General features: G+C 58.9%; 20 protein-coding genes and 1 tRNA gene. 16 read left to right on the top strand and 5 right to left on the bottom strand.

All coding sequences use genetic code 11. The annotated features are described in order from the left end of the window. Positions 1-76 precede the first annotated feature (76 nt). The 4 genes from Q0M74_RS06410 (at position 77) to Q0M74_RS06395 (ending at position 3,668) form a co-directional block, all read left to right on the top strand. Positions 77-1,663, top strand: a complete 1,587-nt coding sequence (locus Q0M74_RS06410; protein ID WP_293952608.1) for a cytochrome b/b6 domain-containing protein — start codon at positions 77-79, stop codon at positions 1,661-1,663. A 242-nt stretch (positions 1,664-1,905) separates the two neighbouring features. Further along, positions 1,906-2,880, top strand: a complete 975-nt coding sequence (locus Q0M74_RS06405; RefSeq protein WP_293952602.1) for an SPFH domain-containing protein — start codon at positions 1,906-1,908, stop codon at positions 2,878-2,880. Positions 2,881-2,883: 3 nt separating this feature from the next. Continuing rightward, positions 2,884-3,078 carry a hypothetical protein gene (locus Q0M74_RS06400; RefSeq protein WP_293952600.1) on the top strand — a complete coding sequence of 65 codons (195 nt, stop codon included), beginning with the start codon at positions 2,884-2,886 and terminating at the stop codon, positions 3,076-3,078. Continuing rightward, positions 3,075-3,668, top strand: coding sequence for a DNA-3-methyladenine glycosylase I (locus Q0M74_RS06395; RefSeq protein WP_293952598.1), 594 nt, complete (start codon positions 3,075-3,077; stop codon positions 3,666-3,668). Before Q0M74_RS06400 ends, Q0M74_RS06395 begins: the two co-directional genes overlap by 4 nt. Before the next feature lie 76 nt (positions 3,669-3,744). On the opposite strand, the gene Q0M74_RS06390 is transcribed toward Q0M74_RS06395, so the two are convergent. Next, positions 3,745-4,905, bottom strand: a complete 1,161-nt coding sequence (locus Q0M74_RS06390) for a globin domain-containing protein (RefSeq protein WP_293952596.1) — start codon at positions 4,903-4,905, stop codon at positions 3,745-3,747. A 276-nt stretch (positions 4,906-5,181) separates the two neighbouring features. Here Q0M74_RS06390 and Q0M74_RS06385 point away from each other — a divergent pair, with 276 nt between their 5' ends. From Q0M74_RS06385 to Q0M74_RS06365, 5 genes are all read left to right on the top strand, one after another. Continuing rightward, complete coding sequence (locus Q0M74_RS06385) at positions 5,182-5,778, top strand: DUF1707 domain-containing protein (protein WP_293952594.1); 597 nt, start codon at positions 5,182-5,184, stop codon at positions 5,776-5,778. Between the two features lie 146 nt (positions 5,779-5,924). Then, a complete protein-coding gene (locus tag Q0M74_RS06380) occupies positions 5,925-6,560 on the top strand; it encodes an NADPH-dependent F420 reductase (protein WP_293952592.1) in 636 nt (211 codons plus the stop codon). Between the two features lie 123 nt (positions 6,561-6,683). After that, on the top strand, positions 6,684-7,007 hold the full coding sequence (locus Q0M74_RS06375) for a PadR family transcriptional regulator (protein WP_293952590.1): 324 nt from the start codon (positions 6,684-6,686) through the stop codon (positions 7,005-7,007). Then, positions 7,004-7,579, top strand: coding sequence for a PspC domain-containing protein (locus Q0M74_RS06370; RefSeq protein WP_293952588.1), 576 nt, complete (start codon positions 7,004-7,006; stop codon positions 7,577-7,579). The genes Q0M74_RS06375 and Q0M74_RS06370 overlap by 4 nt, the downstream gene beginning before the upstream one ends. Before the next feature lie 113 nt (positions 7,580-7,692). Beyond that, positions 7,693-9,009 (top strand): pyridoxal phosphate-dependent aminotransferase, encoded by a 1,317-nt coding sequence (locus tag Q0M74_RS06365; protein WP_293952586.1) that lies wholly within the window; start codon positions 7,693-7,695, stop codon positions 9,007-9,009. Between the two features lie 81 nt (positions 9,010-9,090). Here Q0M74_RS06365 and Q0M74_RS06360 read toward each other — a convergent pair whose 3' ends face one another. Next, on the bottom strand, positions 9,091-10,410 hold the full coding sequence (locus tag Q0M74_RS06360; RefSeq protein ID WP_293952584.1) for a UDP-glucose/GDP-mannose dehydrogenase family protein: 1,320 nt from the start codon (positions 10,408-10,410) through the stop codon (positions 9,091-9,093). 128 nt (positions 10,411-10,538) lie between these two features. Then, a complete protein-coding gene (gene dcd, locus Q0M74_RS06355) occupies positions 10,539-11,108 on the bottom strand; it encodes a dCTP deaminase (protein WP_293952582.1) in 570 nt (189 codons plus the stop codon). Positions 11,109-11,169: 61 nt separating this feature from the next. On the opposite strand from dcd, the gene Q0M74_RS06350 reads away from it, so the two are divergent. The 4 genes from Q0M74_RS06350 (at position 11,170) to Q0M74_RS06335 (ending at position 14,919) form a co-directional block, all read left to right on the top strand. After that, positions 11,170-11,243 (top strand) — tRNA-Gly (locus Q0M74_RS06350). Between the two features lie 288 nt (positions 11,244-11,531). Further along, the gene (locus tag Q0M74_RS06345; protein ID WP_293952580.1) at positions 11,532-13,331 is read left to right on the top strand and encodes a BCCT family transporter; all 1,800 of its coding nucleotides are present in this window, start codon (positions 11,532-11,534) and stop codon (positions 13,329-13,331) included. 141 nt (positions 13,332-13,472) lie between these two features. Continuing rightward, positions 13,473-13,922, top strand: coding sequence for a transporter substrate-binding domain-containing protein (locus tag Q0M74_RS06340; RefSeq protein ID WP_293952606.1), 450 nt, complete (start codon positions 13,473-13,475; stop codon positions 13,920-13,922). A gap of 1 nt (position 13,923) precedes the next feature. Further along, on the top strand, positions 13,924-14,919 hold the full coding sequence (locus Q0M74_RS06335) for a cation diffusion facilitator family transporter (protein ID WP_293952578.1): 996 nt from the start codon (positions 13,924-13,926) through the stop codon (positions 14,917-14,919). A gap of 16 nt (positions 14,920-14,935) precedes the next feature. Here the strand turns inward: Q0M74_RS06335 and Q0M74_RS06330 are convergent, their stop codons facing one another. After that, the gene (locus tag Q0M74_RS06330) at positions 14,936-16,636 is read right to left on the bottom strand and encodes a VanW family protein (RefSeq protein ID WP_293952576.1); all 1,701 of its coding nucleotides are present in this window, start codon (positions 16,634-16,636) and stop codon (positions 14,936-14,938) included. A 579-nt stretch (positions 16,637-17,215) separates the two neighbouring features. Next, a complete protein-coding gene (locus Q0M74_RS06325) occupies positions 17,216-18,262 on the bottom strand; it encodes a glycoside hydrolase family 3 N-terminal domain-containing protein (protein WP_293952604.1) in 1,047 nt (348 codons plus the stop codon). A gap of 243 nt (positions 18,263-18,505) precedes the next feature. Here Q0M74_RS06325 and Q0M74_RS06320 point away from each other — a divergent pair, with 243 nt between their 5' ends. The 3 genes from Q0M74_RS06320 to Q0M74_RS06310 form a co-directional block, all read left to right on the top strand. Beyond that, positions 18,506-18,973 (top strand): universal stress protein, encoded by a 468-nt coding sequence (locus Q0M74_RS06320; protein ID WP_293952574.1) that lies wholly within the window; start codon positions 18,506-18,508, stop codon positions 18,971-18,973. 21 nt (positions 18,974-18,994) lie between these two features. After that, positions 18,995-19,219, top strand: coding sequence for a DUF2613 domain-containing protein (locus tag Q0M74_RS06315; RefSeq protein WP_293952571.1), 225 nt, complete (start codon positions 18,995-18,997; stop codon positions 19,217-19,219). Positions 19,220-19,243: 24 nt separating this feature from the next. Next, positions 19,244-20,549 (top strand): alpha-(1->3)-arabinofuranosyltransferase family protein (locus Q0M74_RS06310; RefSeq protein ID WP_293952569.1); only part of this gene is annotated, 1,306 nt, incomplete at its 3' end.

Raw genomic sequence — 20,549 nt, 5'->3', positions numbered from 1 at the left:
CCCCGGAGCAGGAAAGGCACCGGAGGCACCACCTCCGGCGCCTACACCTGCCGCCACCCCTGCCGCTACGCCTGCAGTGGCCGACACCTCTGGCATCCCTGCTCCCGGTGGGGCGATCCCCACCCCGGGAGGAGCAGTACCTGCTCCCGGAGCGGCCGCTCCCGCACCTGGTTCAGCACCCCCAGCATCGGTGCCAGCTCCAGGTGGAGTGGTTCCGGCGCCAGGCAGTCCAGTTTCGGCCCTTGGGTCAGCTGCACCTGCGCCCGGCACAGCCGTTCCGACACCAGGTGGGGCAACCCCTAATGCAGCAACCGTCCCCGGAAGTGCTATTCCAAGCACTCCGACAGCTCCCGGCACTGCTATCCCAGCCCCAGGTTCTGCCAGCCCTCTCGCCCCAGGCGCAGCCATCCCGAGTCCGGGTGCTGCAGTGCCCGCACCAGGTGGCGCTCTCACAGCCCCTGGCACCACAGTCCCCGGCGCAGCAGCACCGGGCGCGGCCATTCCGGGATCAGCTATCCCCGCCCCGGGTATCGCCGTTCCTGGTACTGCTGTGCCAGGCACTGCAGTCCCTGCTCCCGGATCAGTGTCCGGAACAACCCCCCTCCCAGGTGCGATCCCGGCACCCGGCGCGCCGGGTGCATCTGCTGCACCTGCGGCGCCCGCCGCACCCGCAACGGACTCCGCCACCCCGGTCAGGGCAGGTGCAGGTTCCGCATCTACGAAATCTGACAATCTAAAGAGTCAGTTCACCCTGCGCTATAACCTGTTGAAGCCTCTGACCAGGAAGCAGTGGTACGGAACACTGGGCCTGTTCTTCATCGTCGCGGTTGTTGTCGCCGCGGTGGCGGTGGTGGCCGCGAAGCTGTTCCTGAGCACTGAGATGGCGCAGGATTTCCTTGCGAAGTATCCGGGTAAGTATGACAATCCTGAAGGTGCCCCGGCGGGCATTCCAGCATGGTTGAGCTGGCAGCATTTCCTGAACATGTTCTTCCTGGTCCTGATCATCCGGACGGGCATTCAGATCAATCAGACGAGAAGGCCGAAGGGCTTCTGGACGTCGAAACGCGGCGGCAAGAAGATTTCACTGACGTTGTGGCTCCACCTGGCGCTGGATCTGTTCTGGGTGGTCAACGGTGCTGTCTTCTTCATCCTGTTGTTCAGCACAGGCCAGTGGATGCGTCTTGTTCCAACCAGTTGGGAGGTCTTCCCCAATGCGGTCAGTACCGGCCTGCAGTATCTCTCCCTTGATTGGCCGACGGAGAATGGTTGGGTGAATTACAACAGTCTGCAGGAGCTGGTGTACTTCAGCACGGTCTTCATCGCGGCACCGCTGTCCATCATCTCCGGTGTCCGGATGTCTGCCTACTGGCCCAAGGACAACAAATTCCTCAACACGGTCCTCCCGATCGGTGTGGCCCGTGCGGTCCACCTGCCGGTGATGATCTACTACATCGTGTTTGTGATCATCCATGTGTTCCTGGTGTTCGCCACCGGTGCACTGCGCAATCTCAACCACATGTATGGCGGTCAGGACACCACCAACTGGACTGGTTTCTGGCTGTTTGTGGCTTCCCTCATCGTCATCGGTGCCGGTGTCGCCGCGGCACGTCCGGTGATCGTGGCGCCAATTGCGAAGCTGTTCGGCAATGTGACCGCACGTTAGTCTCCGCGCGCTCACCAAAGGGCCGTGATGTACTCCACCAAGGGGCGCGTCACGGCCCTTTTCATGCCCACATCCCACTATCGTGGAAAAGTTTCAGCCTTCACAATAACGCTCTGAACAGCCCCTAAGCCACTTCCTCCCAGCGCCTCAGACTTTGTCGCCCCTTTAATGTGATATCACTTTCCTGTATTCTGATATCACATTATTCAGACACCTTCCCAGATACCCCAAGGAGCCCCAGAATGAAGACCGAAGAGACCCCTCCGGGCACAGTCGCCACAGAGCCTGTTGGCCATGACGGTGCCCGCGTCAACATCGATGAACGCGAAGTCTGGTCACTGGGTGCAGGCCCAGCCGCCATCGCGCTGATCACACTACTGGCCGTCATGATCATCACCATCGTCGGCTTCGTCGCCTCCATCAACGCCCTAGAAAGTGGCACCGGTGGCCCAGGGGCCGTGGCACTGCTCATCGCAAGCTGCGTGATATTCACTATCATCCTGGTGCTGCTGGCGACCTCCATCAAGGTGGTCAGCCCAGGACACACCCTGACCGTGCAGTTCTTCGGCCGCTATATCGGCACCCTGCGCCGCGCAGGCCTGTCCCTCGTACCCCCACTGACCGTGACCAAGAAGGTCTCGGTGCGCGTGCGCAACTTCGAAACCAATGAGTCCAAGGTCAATGACTACAACGGCAACCCCATCACGATTGCCTCCATCATCGTGTGGCAGGTCGCCGATACCGCACAGGCCAGTTTCTCCGTCGAGGATTACGAGGAGTTCCTGCACCAGCAGGCGGAATCAGCGCTGCGCCACGTCGCAACGCAGCACCCTTATGACGCACCGGTTGACGGCCGCCTCTCCCTGCGTGGTTCCACCGATGAGGTCAGCCAGGAGCTTGCCGATGAAGTCGCAGCCCGCGCCGCCGTCGCCGGCCTGGAGATCATCGAAGCCCGCATTTCCTCACTGAGCTACGCCCCGGAAATCGCACAGGCCATGCTGCAACGTCAGCAGGCATCCGCCATCGTCGATGCCCGTGAAACCATTGTTGAAGGTGCTGTCACCATGGTCGAGACCGCCCTCGACCAGCTGCAGCAGCGTCAGATCGTTGACCTGGATCCAGAGCGTCGTGCCGCAATGGTCTCCAATCTGCTGGTGGTGCTGTGTTCCGACACCAATGCCCAGCCGATCGTCAACGCCGGTAGCCTCTACCACTAACCCATGGCCCGTAAACAGGTGCCGCTTCGCCTCGACCCGGCGGTATATGAGGCGATTGCCCGGTGGGCTGGCGACGAGGCCCGCAGCACCAATGCACAGATTGAGATGATGCTGCGCGAACAGCTGCGCAAGGCAGGAAGATTACCGCACAATATCGGCGAGATCCCCAGACCCGGACGTCCGAAGGAGCAACCATGAGCGCTGTCATCATCGGCACAGATGGCCTGGCCCGTCCCCCGTGGGCAGCCAGTGCCCCCCTGCTCATGAACTATTATGACACCGAATGGGGCCTGCCGGTCCGGGATGAACATGGACTTTTCGAACGCCTCTCCCTGGAGGCCTTCCAATCAGGACTGTCCTGGGCCACCATCCTGCGCAAGCGTCCTGCCTTCCGTGAGGCTTTTTGTGATTTCGATCCGGAGAAGGTTGCGGCCTTCACAGAGGCGGATGTTGAGAGGTTGCTGGCCAACGCGGGCATCGTGCGCAACCAGCGTAAGATCCGAGCCACCATCAACAACGCCAAAGCCACCCTGCTCCTGCGGGAGAAGGGTGGCTTGGTGGATTTCGTGTGGGGCTTCCAGCCGGCAGGGACGCCGCGGCCGGAGACACTGGAGGAGGTTCCCACACGATCTCCAGAATCCCTCGCGCTATCGAAAGCTTTGAAGAAAGAGGGTTTCTCCTTTGTCGGGCCCACCACCATGTTCGCGCTCATGGAGGCCATTGGGATGGTGGACACCCACCTGCTGTCCAGCCATCGGCGGGGCAGTTCAGGGATCTGGAGTGGGTGAAGGTGGCGCATGAAAGCTGTGGATGTCAGGCTGTGTGGGGTGCACCTTCACAGCCCAACGCTTTCACCAGAAGGCTTTAGGAAACCAGCCAGTCATTAGGTGAGAACAGCTCGAATCGGATCTCTGCAGGCTGCTGGGCAAGCTTTTCGATCTGCTCGCGGACATTCTGCAGGAAGGTGGTTCCACCACACAGGTAGACGGAAGCATCCGGGGTGATGTGTTCTGCGATCTCAAGCCACTGGTCAGCATTGCGGTAGAAGGTGTGGAGGACAGCATTGTCCAGTCCCTCAACCAGGGTCTTCATCTCTTCCCGCTGGGCGTGATCGGTCTCGGACTCATCGGCGTGCAACACGGTGACCTGGCGGCCTGCATCAACCTGGGAGAGCATACCCACCATCGGGGTGGATCCAATGCCCTGGGAGATGAGGACAACCGGATTGTCACCATCGTTCATCACCAGGTCACCGGCGGCAAGGGTTGCCTCCACGGTGTCGCCGGCCTCAATGTTGTCACGCAGGAAGGCAGAGACCTCACCGTTGTCCTCCACGGCGATGCGGTAGACGCTGTCGGTTCCGCTGATGATGGAGTACTGACGCAGCTGGCGGGCACCATCCGGAAGCTTGACACCGATGGAGGTGTACTGGCCCGGTTCTGGGGCGCTCAGGTCGCCTTGCAGGGTGTATTCCCAGACCTTGTTGCTGATCTGCCTCTTATCAGTGACGGTGACGTGGCGGAAGACATCGCCTGGCTCGACGTTCCTTTCGGCATAGAGCTTGTTCTCCATGTCGATGAGGACATTAGCCATGAGCCAGTAGACAGCGTCCCAGGCTTCTGCGATTTCGGGGCTGACAACGTCAGCACCGAGCACCTCGACGATAGCGTCAAAGAGGTGATCGTGGACGATCTGATACTGGTCGGCGGTGATACCGAGGGAGACATGTTTGTGGCCGATGCGGGCGAGCATGTCCACCGGGTCTGGAGCCTCTGGATCAACCAGCATGGTGGCGAAGGTGGCGATGGAGGCGGCAAGCGCCTTCTGCTGATCACCCTGCTTCTGGTTTGCGCGGTTGAAGGTGGTGCGGAGCAGTTCCGGGTGTGCAGTGAACATCTTCTTGTAGAACAGCGGGGTGATCTCATTGATCTTGCTGCCCACGAGTGGCAAGGTCGCCTTGATCACTTCGGCGTGTGCATCAGAGAGCCTGCTGCGGTCAGTTACTGGCTGGGTCGAGACGATCACTGGGGAACCTCCAGGTCCAAGAAGCTTGTTTCTGATTAACTACGGCTCAACCCTAACTAATAGACGCCCATTCGCTAATAGCCTACAACTTTCGTATGACTACACAGCCCCCAGCGCCGTGATTAAACAACCCCCATTAAAACCCGAAATAGCCGGGCATAATGCCGAACATTCGCCTATTTAACACAGCAAGCCCCACTACCCCCGCTCACAGAGAGGACAATTAGGGGAAAGCCCCGATTTCAGACGACCATTCAAGCAACTAGGGTGACATTCATGAGCAAACAGTTTCCGGGAGATCCCCATGTCCGCGTCAGCGATAGTGAACGCTCGGCAGCCCTGGCCGCCCTGGGCCAGTACTATGCCGAAGGCAGACTCTCCATGGAGGAAACAGATGATCGCTGCACCGCGGTGGCAGGTGCAAAAACCCGCGAAGACCTGAACAAACTCTTCACCGATCTCCCCCAGCGTGAGATCGCAGTGACGGGAGGTCAGGAAATAACCTTCACCGCCACCGAGGTCGCCGCCCTCCACAAAAGAGGAGCCCGCCCCCGTGCCGGCATTCTCGGCCTGACCACCATCAGCGCCGTCGCCGGAACCGGTGTCCTCGCCGTGTCCACCCCATTCGCCTGGACCCTGCTGGCACTGATTCCGGTGGTGTTCATCCTTCTCTATGTGATGAAGGTCGGCCCCTCCGACTGGTACGCCCCCAGCCCACGCCAGCTGGAACGTGAACGCCTGGCCGAACTGCGCAAGGAGGAGAAACTCCGGGCACTAGAGATGCGTGCACGCCGCAGGGAACTCACCAATGACATCACCCACAAGGCCCTCAAGGCAGCAGAGAACACCATCTCCAGGAGAAGACGACGCTGACATAGGCACAAAACAACCGGGAAATAAACTTCACCCTTCAATTGTTGACCAATAAACAAAGGGGTCCCTAATGTAGGCCCAGGAATTTATCTGCACTGCCCCTATGCGCAGTCAACAACACAGTGAAGAAAAGGTGCATTTCCCCCATGACCCAGATAATTGCAGTTCTCGGTGCCGGCCGCATTGGTTCCTCGGTGGCACGTGCCGCGGTGGCCGCAGGCTACACCGTGCGGGTCGCAGGTTCCGGACCGGTGGACAAGATCGCCCTGACCACGGAGATCCTCATGCCCGGAGCCACTCCGATGACTGCAGCCCATGCTGTCGAAGCGGCAGATATCGTCATCCTCGCCGTTCCACTGCACAAGTACCCCTCGGTTGACGCCAAGGGACTCGAGGGCAAGATCGTGGTGGACACCATGAACCACTGGACCCCGGTCAATGGCCCGATGGATGAGCTGGACAGCGATCCCCGTTCCACCTCCGAGATCATCGCCGAGCACTTTGCCGGTGCCCGCCTGGTGAAGTCCCTCAACCATGTCGGTTATCACGAGCTGGAGCAGGACGCGGTCCACGAAGCCGGTACTGAGCGCCGCGCCATGGGTTATGCCACTGATGACACCGCAGCTGGCGCAGTAGTCGCAGAGCTGCTCGACGCCATCGGTTTCGATCCGGTCAATGTCGGACACCTGGCCAACGGTCGACTTCTTGAGCCAGGCAATGAAGCTTTCGGGGTCTGGCTGACCGCCGACGCCCTGCAGGAACTGGCGCTGAGCAAACTCTAAAAGCCAAGAGCTTTTCGACGCCCCTCTCCCACAACCGCACACCGAGCTCCCCCACGGTGTGCGGTTTTTATGATTTCACGTCAAATGTCAGAAACAGGTACCTTGCCATGTTAAGGTACTGGCATGGCAGAAGATACTGGCTTTGCGGCTCTCCGGAGAGGACTTCTGGAGATGCTGGTCCTTGCGGCGGTTGAGAAGAAACCTCGTTATGCCGCAGAAATCATGGAGGCGCTCAGGAAGGTGAAGTATCCGGTCCAGGAGGGCACCGTCTATCCACTGCTAAACAAGTTGCGTCGTGCCAACCTGGTGGAGCATGAATGGCGGGAATCCTCCACGGGGCCTCCCCGCAAATATCTCTCACTCACCGCAGAGGGAAAGCAACGCCTCTCAGAATTTCAGTCCTACTGGCAGGAACTCACCGAAATGATTGAAGGAGTTAAACAATGAACCAGCAAGACACCATCATGATGCGGCTGACCGGACACCAGTCGACTTTCCCTTTGACCCCTGGTGCACACCAACGCCTACTTCAGTACCTGGCTGACACGCGCAGGGCCCTTGTAGGGGACATCGACCAGGATGAAACCGTGCGCGATATTGAGGTCTCCATCGGGGATCACTTCAAATCCACAGAAGGTGAAACCATCGATGAGGGCCGTGTTCAGGAGATTCTGGATCACATGGGACCAGCGACCTCCAGTGGTGATCCGACAGACGTTCCCAACGCTTCAGACCCCGGCTTGGCCTCCAGCGGCATGGCGGGAGAAGGTCCGCGACCATGGCGCCGCATCGAGGAAGGCAAATGGCTCCTGGGTGTCTGTAATGGATTCGCCACCGCCTACGGATTCTCTGCTTCCTGGACCCGGGCGCTTTTTGTCGCCATCCCACTGCTGATCTTCGTTCTCCTGAACGCACCATTACTCAGTGGCCTCGCAGGAATCGTATATCTGGCACTCGCCGTGATCCTGCGGCCAGTCGACACCTACGCCAGATATGAGCAACTCCGGATGCAGGAATAACTCATTCCCCCAGTGACAGTCCCCCGCTTCTCATCACCGCATCCATGTCCTAAATGGGTGGACAATATACGGATTACTTTAAAGTCCAACAACAAAGTGGCAACATGTGACGAGTGACTACAGAACAGCGCAAAACCTCAGAGACCACCGACACCGCCCCTAAGGCAGTGGGCTCGGATACTCAGGCAGCGCGTCCGGTTCGGCGGAAGACCCGCCGCATCTTCGATCAGTCGGAGAAGATGAAGGACGTGCTGTACGAGATCCGTGGCCCGGTGGCCGCGGAGGCGGAACGCATGGAGCTTGACGGGCACAACATCCTCAAGCTCAACACGGGCAACCCAGCCGTCTTCGGCTTCGACGCCCCCGATGTGATCATGCGTGACATGATCGCCGCCCTGCCCACCTCCCAGGGTTACTCCACCTCCAAGGGCATCATCCCGGCGCGCCGTGCCGTGGTGACCCGCTATGAGGTCATCCCCGACTTCCCTGATTTCGATGTAGAAGACGTCTTCCTGGGCAATGGTGTCTCAGAGCTCATCACGATGACCATGCAGGCATTGCTTAACGACGGCGACGAGGTCCTCATCCCTGCCCCGGACTACCCACTGTGGACCGCTGCGACCTCCCTGGCCGGTGGCAAGCCGGTGCACTACCTCTGTGATGAGGAGGATGACTGGAATCCTTCCATCGAGGACATCAAGTCCAAGATCACAGAGAACACCAAGGCCATCGTGGTGATCAACCCGAATAACCCGACAGGTGCCGTCTATCCCCGCCATATCCTGCAGCAGATCGTGGACATCGCCCGCGAGCATGACCTGCTGGTGCTGGCTGATGAGATCTATGACCGCATCCTCTATGACGGTGCCGAGCACATCAACATGGCTTCCCTCTGCCCCGACCTGCTGTGCATCACCTACAACGGCCTGTCCAAGGCTTATCGCGTGGCTGGTTACCGTGCCGGTTGGATGGTGCTCACCGGTCCGAAGCGTTATGCCAAGGGCTTCATCGAAGGCCTCGAGCTGCTTGCCGGCACACGTCTGTGCCCGAATGTTCCTGCACAGCACGCCATCCAGGTGGCCCTGGGCGGACGGCAGTCCATCTATGACCTCACCAGTGAACATGGTCGTCTGTGGGAGCAGCGCAATGTCACCTGGGAGAAGCTCAATGAGATCCCGGGTGTCAGCTGCTATCAGCCGATGGGTGCGCTTTATGCTTTCCCGAGGTTGGATCCGAATGTCTATGAGATTCATGATGACACCCAGCTGATGCTGGATATTCTGCGTGCGGAGAAGATCCTCATGGTGCAGGGAACCGGCTTCAACTGGCCCAATCATGACCACTTCCGTGTGGTGACCCTGCCGTGGGCATCCCAGCTGGAAAACGCCATCGAGCGCCTGGGCAACTTCCTGGTCAGCTACAAACAATAAGTTCTAAGCAATAAAAAGTCCTTCTGAGAGAATTTCCCCCAGAAGGACTTTTTATCATTTACCCAGCTTAAGCAATCAGGCTTAAAGGTTCCTCCCCAGTGCGTGGAGTGTCCAGCCGGCAGCCTTCCACTTGTCCACATCAAGCACATTGCGGCCATCAATCATGATCGGGGTGGAGACCACCCTGGCGGCAGCCTGCGGATCCAGATCACGGAATTCCTGCCACTCGGTGGCCAGAACAACCACGTCAGCTCCTTCGAGAGCTTCCTCGACGTTGGCTGAGTACCCGAGAGTCGGGAAGACCTTCCGGGCATTGTCCATGGCTTCCGGATCATAAACCGAGACATCCGCCCCCTGCAGGGACAGGGAACCGGCCACAGACAGTGCCGGGGAATCACGCACATCATCAGAGTTCGGCTTGAAGGCCGCACCCAGGACAGTCACGCGCTTGCCCAGGACAGAACCGCCACAGACCTCCTTGGCCAACTGGACCACACGGTCACGGCGACGCATGTTGATGGAATCCACCTCACGCAGGAAGGTCAGCGCTTGGTCCGTGCCCAGCTCACCGGCACGCGCCATGAAAGCACGAATGTCCTTGGGTAAGCAACCGCCACCAAAGCCCAGGCCGGCACCGAGGAATTTACGCCCGATGCGGTCATCATGGCCGATGGCATCAGCAAGCTGCACAACATCGGCGCCGGTGTTCTCGCAGATCTCAGCAACCGCATTGATGAAGGAGATCTTGGTGGCCAGGAAGGCATTGGCAGAGACCTTGACCAGTTCAGAGGTGGCCAGGTCGGTGACCAGGAAAGGCGTGCCATTTTCAATGGCGGTGGCATAAACTTCCTGTGCCACATCAGCGGCGGTGGAGCCTTCGCGGACACCCACCACGATACGGTCCGGGGTGATCGTATCCTTCACCGCAAAACCTTCACGGAGGAACTCCGGATTCCAGGCGATCTCCACGGATGTCCCAGGGGAGGCAAGGGAATCAGCCAGTTCCTGTAATTCAGCAGCAGTACCCACCGGGACAGTCGACTTGCCGAAGATCAGGTGATCTCCTTCCAGCAGTGGCACCAGGGAGGTGATGACCTGACGAACATAGGTCAGGTCTGCTGCGAAGGATCCCTTCTTCTGTGGGGTTCCCACCGCCAGGAAATGCACCTGGGCAAAAGCCGCAGCATCTTCATAGGCAGTGGAGAAAGACAGGCTCTCATCAGCCAGGTTGCGTTCCAGAACCTCAGACAACCCGGGCTCGAAGAAGGGAACCTTGCCGTCACGCAGCGAAGCGATCTTCGCCTCATCAACATCAACGCCGAGTACCTCATGGCCAAGCTCAGCCATGCATGCCGCATGGGTTGCCCCGAGGTAGCCGGTACCAATCACTGTCATCTGCATGTGAGAGATTCCTTTCAATGAATACGACCAGAGTTCATCTCAACATGTTTAAGGTAAGCCCGCGACCTGAAACAGCTCCCTCCAGGGACACATCACACTAACCGTGGAGAAAGTGCCCCTCTGGGGTGTTACTTGGACAGGAAGTTCAGATGCGCCTTGGATGCGGTTGGGCCACGCTGATCCTGGTACTTGGATCCCAGCTTGCCGGAACCATAAGGAGTCTCAGCAGGTGAGCTCATCATGAACAGTGCCAGCTGACCCACCTTCATATCTGGCCACAGGGTGATCGGGAGGTTGGCCACATTGGACAGCTCCAGGGTGATGTGTCCACTGAAGCCCGGATCGATGAAGCCAGCAGTGGAGTGGGTCAGCAGTCCCAGACGCCCTAAGGAGGACTTACCCTCCAACCGGCCTGCCAGATGGGAGGGCAGGGTGAACTTCTCCAGCGTGGAGGCAAGTACGAACTCACCCGGGTGCAGGACAAAGGCGTCGCCTTCCTCCACTTCGACCAGGCTGGTTAGTTCATTCTGATCCTGCTTGGGATCAATATGGGTGTACTTCGAGTTATTGAAAACACGGAAGTAACGGTCCATGCGAACATCAATGCTCGACGGCTGAACCAGCTCAGGATCATAAGGATCAATCCCAAGGTCGCCGGAGTCAATTGCTTTACGAATGTCACGATCTGAAAGAAGCACGAAAACCAGTCTACGTCACCTGATATAGTTGCTCATCGTTGTACGATAAAGTGTACTTACCGCCGGTGTAGTTCAATGGTAGAACCCCTGCTTCCCAAGCAGGCGGCGCGGGTTCGATTCCCGTCACCGGCTCCATACAGCTTCCCGCCTCCTGCCCCTCAGGAGGTGGGTTTATTTCTTAATCCCCCTATCAAGGGCGGTGATCACAACCGCGGGGACGGTTAGAATCCACCCGGCACACCCCTGAAATAACTGGTTATCACGTTGAAAATCAATCTTTAACGAATTGTTACATACAGTGACTTGCCAGCTTAACAGCACTTTCGCTGTACAGAATCCTTAAAAATGATGTGACAAGCATGACAGAGCTAGGTACAGATGGATAAGACCAGTTATAAAAACCGAAAAGCAGAGGAACTCCACATGCTGGATCGTCTTGCCAAAGCGCTTCGATTAAAAACAGACCCGCCGGTATTTTTCACCTCCGTGGGACTGATGGTTGTATTCGTGATCATCACCATCGTGGCAGGCGATACCGTTTCTGAAGTTTTCGGTACCGCCTCAGACTGGATTCTGACCAACCTTGGTTGGTTCTACGTACTGGGTGTCACCGTATTCCTGATATTCCTCGTACTCATCGGGGCCAGCCGTTTCGGCCATGTAAGGCTCGGAGGCGATGATGAACGCCCTGAATATTCCACACTGACATGGTTCTCAATGTTGTTCGCGGCCGGCATCGGCACCATCCTGATGTTCTGGGGTGTAGCCGAACCAGTCTCACACTTCGCGAATCCCCCGATCGGCGATGTCGATCCATTATCCAATGAGGCTGCACAGCAGGCCCTCGCGATTACCCACTATCACTTCGGACTGCATACCTGGACGATCTTCGCCCTGCCTGCCCTCTGTTTCGCCTACTTCATCTACAAGCGGAAGATGCCACCACGTGTGAGCTCCATCTTCTCCCCGTTGCTGGGCTCCAAGGTTTATGGCCCCATCGGCAAAACCATTGATATCATCGCCCTGATCGGTACCGTCTTCGGTGTCGCCACCTCAGTTGGCCTGGGCACCCTACAGATCAACGCAGGTCTGGCAGAGCTCTTCGGTATTGATGTCTCCCCACTGATTCAGCTCATCATCATCGTGGTGGTCACCTCGATCGCCTCTGTGTCTGTGGCGCTTGGTCTGGACCGTGGCATCAAGATCCTGTCCAACGTCAACATCTACATGGCCATCGCCCTATTGATCTTCGTCATTGCGGCCGGGCCGACCGTCCTCATCCTCAAGGGTACTTTCGAATCTGTGGGCACCTACCTGCGGTGGCTGCCGGAGCTGGCTTTTTGGAACAACACGGTTCCGAACAGCCCGGACAATGCAACCTGGCAGAACACCTGGACGGTCTTTTACTGGGCCTGGACCATCACCTGGTCACCCTTCGTCGGTATCTTCATCGCACGTATCAGTCGTGGTCGCACCATCCGTGAGTTTGTTGCCGGTGTGCTCGGCCTGCCGGTGACCTTCTCCATCCTGTGGTTCGGTGCCTTCGGTACTGCAGCATTCAACATTGAGAGCAACGGCGAAGGTGGCCTGGTCAACCGCGTGGTTGACCAGGGTGATATCCCGGGCGCACTCTTTGAGTTCCTCTCCAACTATCCTGCTGCAACCTTCCTATCCGGTCTCGCCATCCTCATCGTGATCATCTTCTTCACCACCTCCGTGGACTCCGCAGCGATGGTCACCGACATGATCGCCTCCGGTCAGGAACCACGCTTTGCACCGACCCACCAGAAACTCATCTGGACAGCCCTCATGGGATCTGTTGCAGCAGTTCTCCTGGTGGCAACAGGCGAAGGCGGCCTCACGGCCCTGCAGCAGACCATCATCGTGGTCGGTCTGCCATTCTTCGTCATGGGATTCATCCAGATGTACAGCCTCTATGTGGCACTCAAGAACGATGCCGGCAACCCGATCCCCGTGGTGACCCGCCAGTGGGAGCCTGCCAATGACCCTGAGGCGTGGGAGAAGAACGAGGCTGTGTCCTCACCAGAGCCCATTGGACCTGTGCACCATATTCCTGATGAGGAATCCGATGAACCGGTCAACCCTGCTGTCATCGGCGCTTTCCTCGAGGAGTACCGCAACGGTGATGACGATGATGATGACGCCAACAAGGTGAAGTTCATCGAGACGTCCATCCCCCGGGTCCCTGAGGATGACAAGTAACTCCACCCCTCCTTCCACATAATGCCCTGGTCTGAACCTTTTCTCGGTCAGACCAGGGCATTACTCATTCCCCCTCATATAAGATCAGATGCACTTCTCGAGAAGGGACTTTCCATGCGTTTTACTCCCATGAAGAAACTAATGGGCATTGTCCTCGGCGGGGTGTTACTTGGTGGCTGCAGTGCCATTCCCTCCATCCCCGCTGATTCCGTAGGCACGCTCGACCGGGCCGAAAATGGTTCCCTCGTGGTCGGGTTATCCCAACACCCACCGTGGACCGAGGTCTCTGATTCCGGGGAGGTTTCCGGCAGTGAGGTCGATCTGGTGGAGGGATTCGCCGACAGCATCAACGCCACCATCGACTGGCGGATCGCACCGGAATCAATTCTCGCCGGCGAGATCAAAGAAGGTGAGCTGGACATCGTCATCGGTGGGCTCACAGACTCCTCACCTTGGATGACCCACATGGCCCTGACCCGCCCCTACCGGGAGGCTGACGAGGAGAAGATGGTCATGGGCACCAGACTCGGGGAGAACGCACTCCTGGTGGCGCTGGAACGCTACCTGGCTGAAGAGTTCGGGGAGGTCTGAGATGAGCAGCGCAGACAGCACATCACAACCCACACTGGAATCAGGTATTGAACATCTGCCCGAGGAACAGCGCGCCACGCTGAAGAAGGCGATCCGTTATGAATGGATCACCATCGGCGTCATCCTCGCCACAATCGTGATCGTGGGACTGGTCGCGGGACAATCCCAGGCCATGAAGAGCGCCTGGTCCGAGGACATCATCTCCCTGGTCCCTGCACTGGCCTTCCTCATCGCCATCCGGATCCTCAGACGACCCCCGACCCGCCAGCACCCTTATGGCCCCCACCGCGCCATCGCCGTGGCTCACCTGGTGTCCGGTCTGGCGTTGTTTGTCATGGGCTGTTACCTGATCTTCGAGTCAGTCCCCGCGCTGATCTCCGGTGAGAAACCCCCGATCGGCACGATGGTCCTGTTTGGCCATGCCTTCTGGTCCGGCTGGTTGATGATCGCCGCCATGGCCATAACTTCAACTCCGATGGTGATTCTGGGCCGGATCAAGATCAAGTTGGCCAGACAACTCCACGATAAGGTGTTATACGCTGATGCCGATATGGCCAAGGCTGACTGGGGTACGGGACTGGCCACCATCGTCGGCGTGCTGGGTATTGGAGCAGGAATCTGGTGGGCGGACTCCGTGGCGGCCCTGGTCATCTCTGTCTCCATCCTCAAAGATGGCGTGACCAATATTGCCGCCTCCATCTCAGGGCTGAGTGACGCGCGTGCCACCCAATACGATGACAGCAAACCACACCCCCTCACCGTTGAGGTGGAGGACCTGGTCCAGGAAGTCGACTGGGTGGAGGCTGCCCGTGCACGCGTTCGTGATCAGGGACATCTCTTCCACACCGAAATGTTCGTGGTACCCATTCGCGGCCACCAGGTCACCCTCGAGGAACTGACCCAGGTGAGGAACATGATCCGAGAACTCGACTGGAAATTCCAGGATGTTGTGGTGGTTCCGGTCAGCGACCTGGATCCCCGCATGGTCCCTAAATAAGCGTCCCCCTGAAGCCTTAGGAGCAGATCACATTCGGGGATGGGTCATACACGGTGGTGACGGTTTCCCGGGTGATTTCATTACCAGCTAGGTCACTGATGATCCTGGTATCCGAGGTGGTGAAGCCCGGCGCTCCGGTGGAGGGGATGCAGTCACTGCCGGACACCCGCACGGTGTTGGGCTGGGTGGTTGCCCAGCGGCCATTGTTGATGGACTGGACACTGGTGGTGTCCACGCCCAGGATCTTCACGGTGATGCTGTCACTGCCCATGACCGTGTCAATCATCACCGGGAATGGTGAGTTGTTGCGGAACTGCAGGTCAATGGCCCCATCGAAGATGGTGGCCTCGCGTCCGGCCGGGTAGCGGGAGATGTAGTAGCTGTGGGGGGTGTGGGTGATGTCTTCGAGGCCTGCGAAGTAGTAGGCGTTGTACAGGGTGGTGGCAAACTGGCTGATGCCGCCGCCGACGGCGGTGCCGGAGCGTCCGTTGATGATGATGCCAGAATCCACAAAGCCCTGGGCTGATCCTCTGGGGCCGGTGTAGCCGTTGAGGGAGAAGGTATCACCGGGTGATACCACTGCACCGTCGACCATCTGGGCGGTCAGACGAATATTGGTGCCTGAGGCGGCAGAGAAGCCGGAGGTGGTGAACTCTCCGACAACCTCATCAAAGGTGGCTGCCTGGGCATCAGCTTCGGTGAAGGTTGCGGGGGTGTCTTCATAGACGGCATCTACTTCGCGTTCACCATCGCCCACCAGGCCTTCTTCCAGATCTTCCAGGGTCGCGTCCCAGTCAATTTCATGTCCGGTGACTTCCGGGGTGACCACCCGGGAGCCGGAGGCGAAACTGATCTTGGCGTTGGCGGGTTCAAATTCGGTTTCCGCCAGGGGTTCCGCGAGGATCTCCTGTGCGATCTCACGGTTGATCTCCACCTGAATATCACCATCAACCTGAGGGAAGGAAACAATCTCCCCCATGCGTTCAACAGGGATCACTCCCTCAATATCATTGTCACCGCGCACCACGAAGGGTGCAGACACCGCCTGGGCGGCGGGGCCGTCGACAAGCTCGTCGATGCGGTCCTGGCTGATGGCGGCGGGCACCACCTCGGGTTCCACCTCAACGCCTTCGGGATCGAGCCAGTAGTTGGTGATCTCGGTTTCCAGGACGGTGCGGTCAATGGACTGGCCGTCAATGGAGGGGTTGGACACCACGTTTCCGGCGTCGATGGCGACGTTGCCGATGACGGGTTCGCGGTAGAGTTCGCCGACGATGCGGTCCAGGGTGGGGCCGAAGAGGACCGGGTCCACGATACTTTCGATCGGGGCTTCCGTCTCCACAAACAGTGAAGTCAGACGGGTGATAGGATTCCAGGATTGTTCAGGAACCCCGGCTGCGGTGGCCTCCCAGTCAATTCCCAGCCCCGAGGCTGCAGGATCAAACTGGGTGATGGCCTCATCTGCGATGACGGTGACCGGTTCGGTGTAAACCGTGTTCAGCTCACGCTCCAGGGTGCTGCGGGCTTCTGCATCGGTCATGTTGGAGATGTTGACGCCACCCACCGTGGTGCCCCGGGGGATGCGGTCCTTGGACAGCATGACATCCGCGAGGTACACGACAGCCACGATCAACACCAGACCAGCCAGAACACCCATGATGATTCCGCTGGTCCGGTTGCGACCCTTACCTGGGGAGTGCTTACCGGAAACTTTCACAGACCAAGGCTATCGCTGTGTTACCGATTTTCCTACTCTATTGATGTAATAATTAGGTAACTTCACTCTCCACGAGACTTGTGACCCAGCCTGTAGGGCTCCCGGATATCACCTGTGACTGAGCTGTAGAAACGCTAATATGGTTTTAATAACAAAATCTGGCTCAGTGAAGGGACCTTCTCAGGTGCCCACTCCCGCTGGCACATCCCCCACCATCAGTGAAAAATCATCATTGACCACGCATCCCCCACAGCAGTCACCAGCGTCATCCCAGCGGAAGAAGTTCATACCCGGATCCGCTTCATGTCACCGATCAACAGGTCAGGTGAGATTCAGCAGGGCTGGAGCCAGGGAAGGAGGAGCAGGAGGTCATCGATTCCGGCTTTTACCTCTCCCCGGTGGCTCTGGAATGGCATCTACAGCTGTGGCCCCAAGGTGCTGGGCGCCCCCTGCCCTGGTCTTCCCCGCCCCCGCAGCAGGTAGGTGCAGCGGCTGCCTATCTGTCCGCCCGGCTTGAGCAGCTTCCTCGGAGCAGATCTTCCTACAGCCGGTCAGCCGGCACACACCGGCCAGGTGTCGCTACTCCTGGATATGCTGCAGCTGAACACGCAGGGCGGAATCCAGCATCTGCTCCTTCGGGTACTCCCCAGTGCTGACGGCGGTATTCACGTGGTCAATCGCGGCATTGAGGGATCCGTAGTGGATCCACAGTGCCTGGTCCGCACCTGCCTTCAGGGAGGCCAGGACTGCTTCCGGCGGGCTCATCATGGCTGAGATCGCACTCATGCCAGACAGATCATCGGTATAAACCACACCATCATAGGGAACACCTCCGGGGTAATCACCGCTGCGCAGTAGTTCATAGGTCGCTGGATCAATGGTGGCTGGAACACCATCAGTCCCCAGACCGGGGACAATCATGTGGCCGATCATCACGGCACCCTGGGTTTCTGCCAGTGCTGTCCCATAGGGGACAAGATCGTATTTCTTCATCTCATCCAGGTGCGGGGTGACCACATCCTCCACATGACTGTCACCGCTGGCCCGACCATGCCCGGGAAAGTGTTTGAACACCGGGGTGATGCCCGCAGTTTCCAGCCCCTTGGCGAAGGCGGTGGCGTAGGTGGCGGCGATCTCCGGGTTGTCAGAGAAGGAACGGTCCCCCACCACCGGCAGGCCCCAAGCATCAACGTCCACCACGGGAGCGAAGTTCACCGTCACCCCATGTGCTGCCAGCCCAGTACCGAGGATCTCCGCCAGGTCCTCCACCTGCTCCGGGGTCATGGTCTGTGCCATCACGCGTGGTGCCGGGAAGTCTCCCAGCAGGTGGGTGGCACGCTGGACACGCCCGCCTTCAAAGTCGATGCTGACGGAGAAATCATGTCCGACGATCTCACGCAGCGCTGCAATATTGCGGCCTTCTTCGGTCAGCAGACGGTCATCGGTCCAGGAGCCGATGAAGATGCCACCCACACCCTGGTTGAGGGCTTCGAGTGCCTCCTCGAAGTTGCCCACACCGACCATCATCAGCGAGGCCACCTGGTCCCGCTGTGCTGCGGGGATCTGGGCACGCGCCTGCTCCAGCGCCAGCTCCTCCGGCGTGGCGCTTGTCGACGTGCTGCTCATCGCTGTGGTTGAGGTGGTGCCGGCATCCCCGCTGGGAGCGGTGGATGAGGGCTGGGTGGGCGTCGGCAAGCTCTCATCTGCGCATCCGGCAAGGGCCAGGCAGACAAGGAGGGCGACGGCGGCACGACTTTGCTTGAACACGGTTAACCACTATAGGAACTGTGGCTGTGAAATCCTCAATCCAAACCTGGCAGCACGGGCTAAGCTTGGGTTCACTGCAGCCGAGACCGCGGAGGTTGACCCATGCCGGAGAATTCTGAAATGACCATGTTGATTGCCTATGATGGGTCCGCCGAGGCCCGCCGGGCACTGAAATATGCGGCCCGACTGCTCCGACCACGCAAGGTGGAGATCCTCACCGCCTGGGAACCACTGCACCGGCAGGCCGCCCGGGCCATCACGCTCAGCACCGTCGGTATGGAGAACGAGGATCCCGCCTATGAGGCAGGACGTGACACCTGCCGTGAAGGCGTGGAACTGGCAGAATCCCTCGGTCTGAAGGCCCGTGCCCACATGGTGGAGTCCGCCACCGCGATCTGGAGTGCCATCGTGGATTCCGCAGTGGAGCTGCGTCCGGATGTCATCGTCACCGGAACCCGTGGGGTGACCGGATGGAAATCACTGTGGCAGTCCTCCACCGCAGACAATGTTGTCCACCATGCCGGGATCCCGGTTTTCATTGTTCCGCCATTGGCTACCGAAGAAGATTAGCTGGTACTCTCGACTCTCGTCATGGCATATGAAAGTGATTCCCTCAACCGTCGCACGCTCGGTCCTGCGATCGCCAGCGCAGCTGTCGGCATTGCACTGGGCGCCATCGCGGTTGCCGGCGTATCCGTTATCTCCGGGCAGGATTCCGTCCGGCAGGGCAACGCGGTGACCGCTGATGATGCACTGCTGGGTGGGCCGGAATACGGTTCCCGTCAATCAGCTGACGCTGATTCAACTTCAGAATAAACCTCGTCGCAGGTGAAGCTGGCTATGAAACGGCTGAGCACCGGGGTTCACCTTCCGGCCTGGCTGCTGCTGGGTGTGCTGGTTTTCCTGCAGCCCGTGGGCCAGGTGGCCGCTGATACCAAACTTGATCTGCTGCTTGATCCCGCTGGTTTTCTCAGCGGTGCGATGCATGCCTGGACTGATGATTTCACCCTCGGCCAGCTGCAGAATCAGGCCTATGGCTACCTCTTCCCGCAGGGTTTTTTCTTCCTCCTCACGGACTTTCTCCCTGATTGGATAACGCAGCGTCTATGGTGGTGGGTTGTTCTTGGAATTGGTTTTTCCGGTTTCTACCTGCTTCTTTCCAAACTCAGCATAGGCGCCATACCGTTACGCGTTATAGCAGCTACCCTTTATGCGCTGTCCCCGCGCACACTCACCACTCTGACGGCGATCTCCTCGGAAACCTGGCCCGCAATGGTGGCACCGTGGATCTGTATACCGCTCCTGGCAAGCCGAATCACCGCCCGCCAGATCGCGTTATCACTGCTTCCGGTGGCAGCACTGGGAGCCGTCAATGCCACCGCCACCTTGGCAGCATTGATTCCCGCTGCAGTGATCATCGCCTACCGGCGCCGCTGGCTCCCCGGCATCGCCTGGTCCGCGGGCGTGCTGGCCATCAACTCCTGGTGGATCGGCCCCCTGTTGGTGCTTGGGCGTTATGCCCCACCATTCACCGAATTCATTGAAAGTGCAGCGGTCACCACCAACTGGTTGAACCCCGTGGAGATCCTCCGTGGCACCACCAGCTGGACCCCATTTGTGGACACCGAGCGCCAGGCCGGCTACCTGTTGGTGAACACTAAACTTTTTGTGATTCTCACCATTCTGGTGGCAGCATTCGGCCTTGCCGGTCTGGCATTGATGCGCCGCCGTGGGCTGTGGGTGCTCATGTTGGCAGTCGGCCTGCTGATTCTTGGCTCTGCACAGCTGGACATGGTGCAATCCTTCCTCGATGGTCCCGGCGCAGCACTACGCAATATCCATAAATTTGATCTCCTGGTGCGCATGCCACTGATGGTGGGCGTGGCCGCATTAGGTGCCCACCTCACTTTTCCGCAGACCCTGGCGCCCAGTAGGCGCGAGGCCGTTTCAGTTCTGGTAGTTCTGGTGGCGGTAGGATCCATTGCACCCGCATGGTCAGGAAGAATGTTGCCCCGCGGAACCTGGGATGAGGTGCCCTCCTATTGGTATGAGGCAACTGATTTTCTCAACCAGGAAGCCGCAGGCACCCGCACCCTGATTCTTCCCAGCTCCCCCTTTGCCCGTCAGGACTGGGGATGGACCCGTG

Source organism: uncultured Corynebacterium sp. (assembly GCF_945649885.1).
Classification (GTDB): Bacteria; Actinomycetota; Actinomycetes; order Mycobacteriales; family Mycobacteriaceae; genus Corynebacterium.
This window is presented reverse-complemented; position numbering and strand designations above follow the sequence as displayed.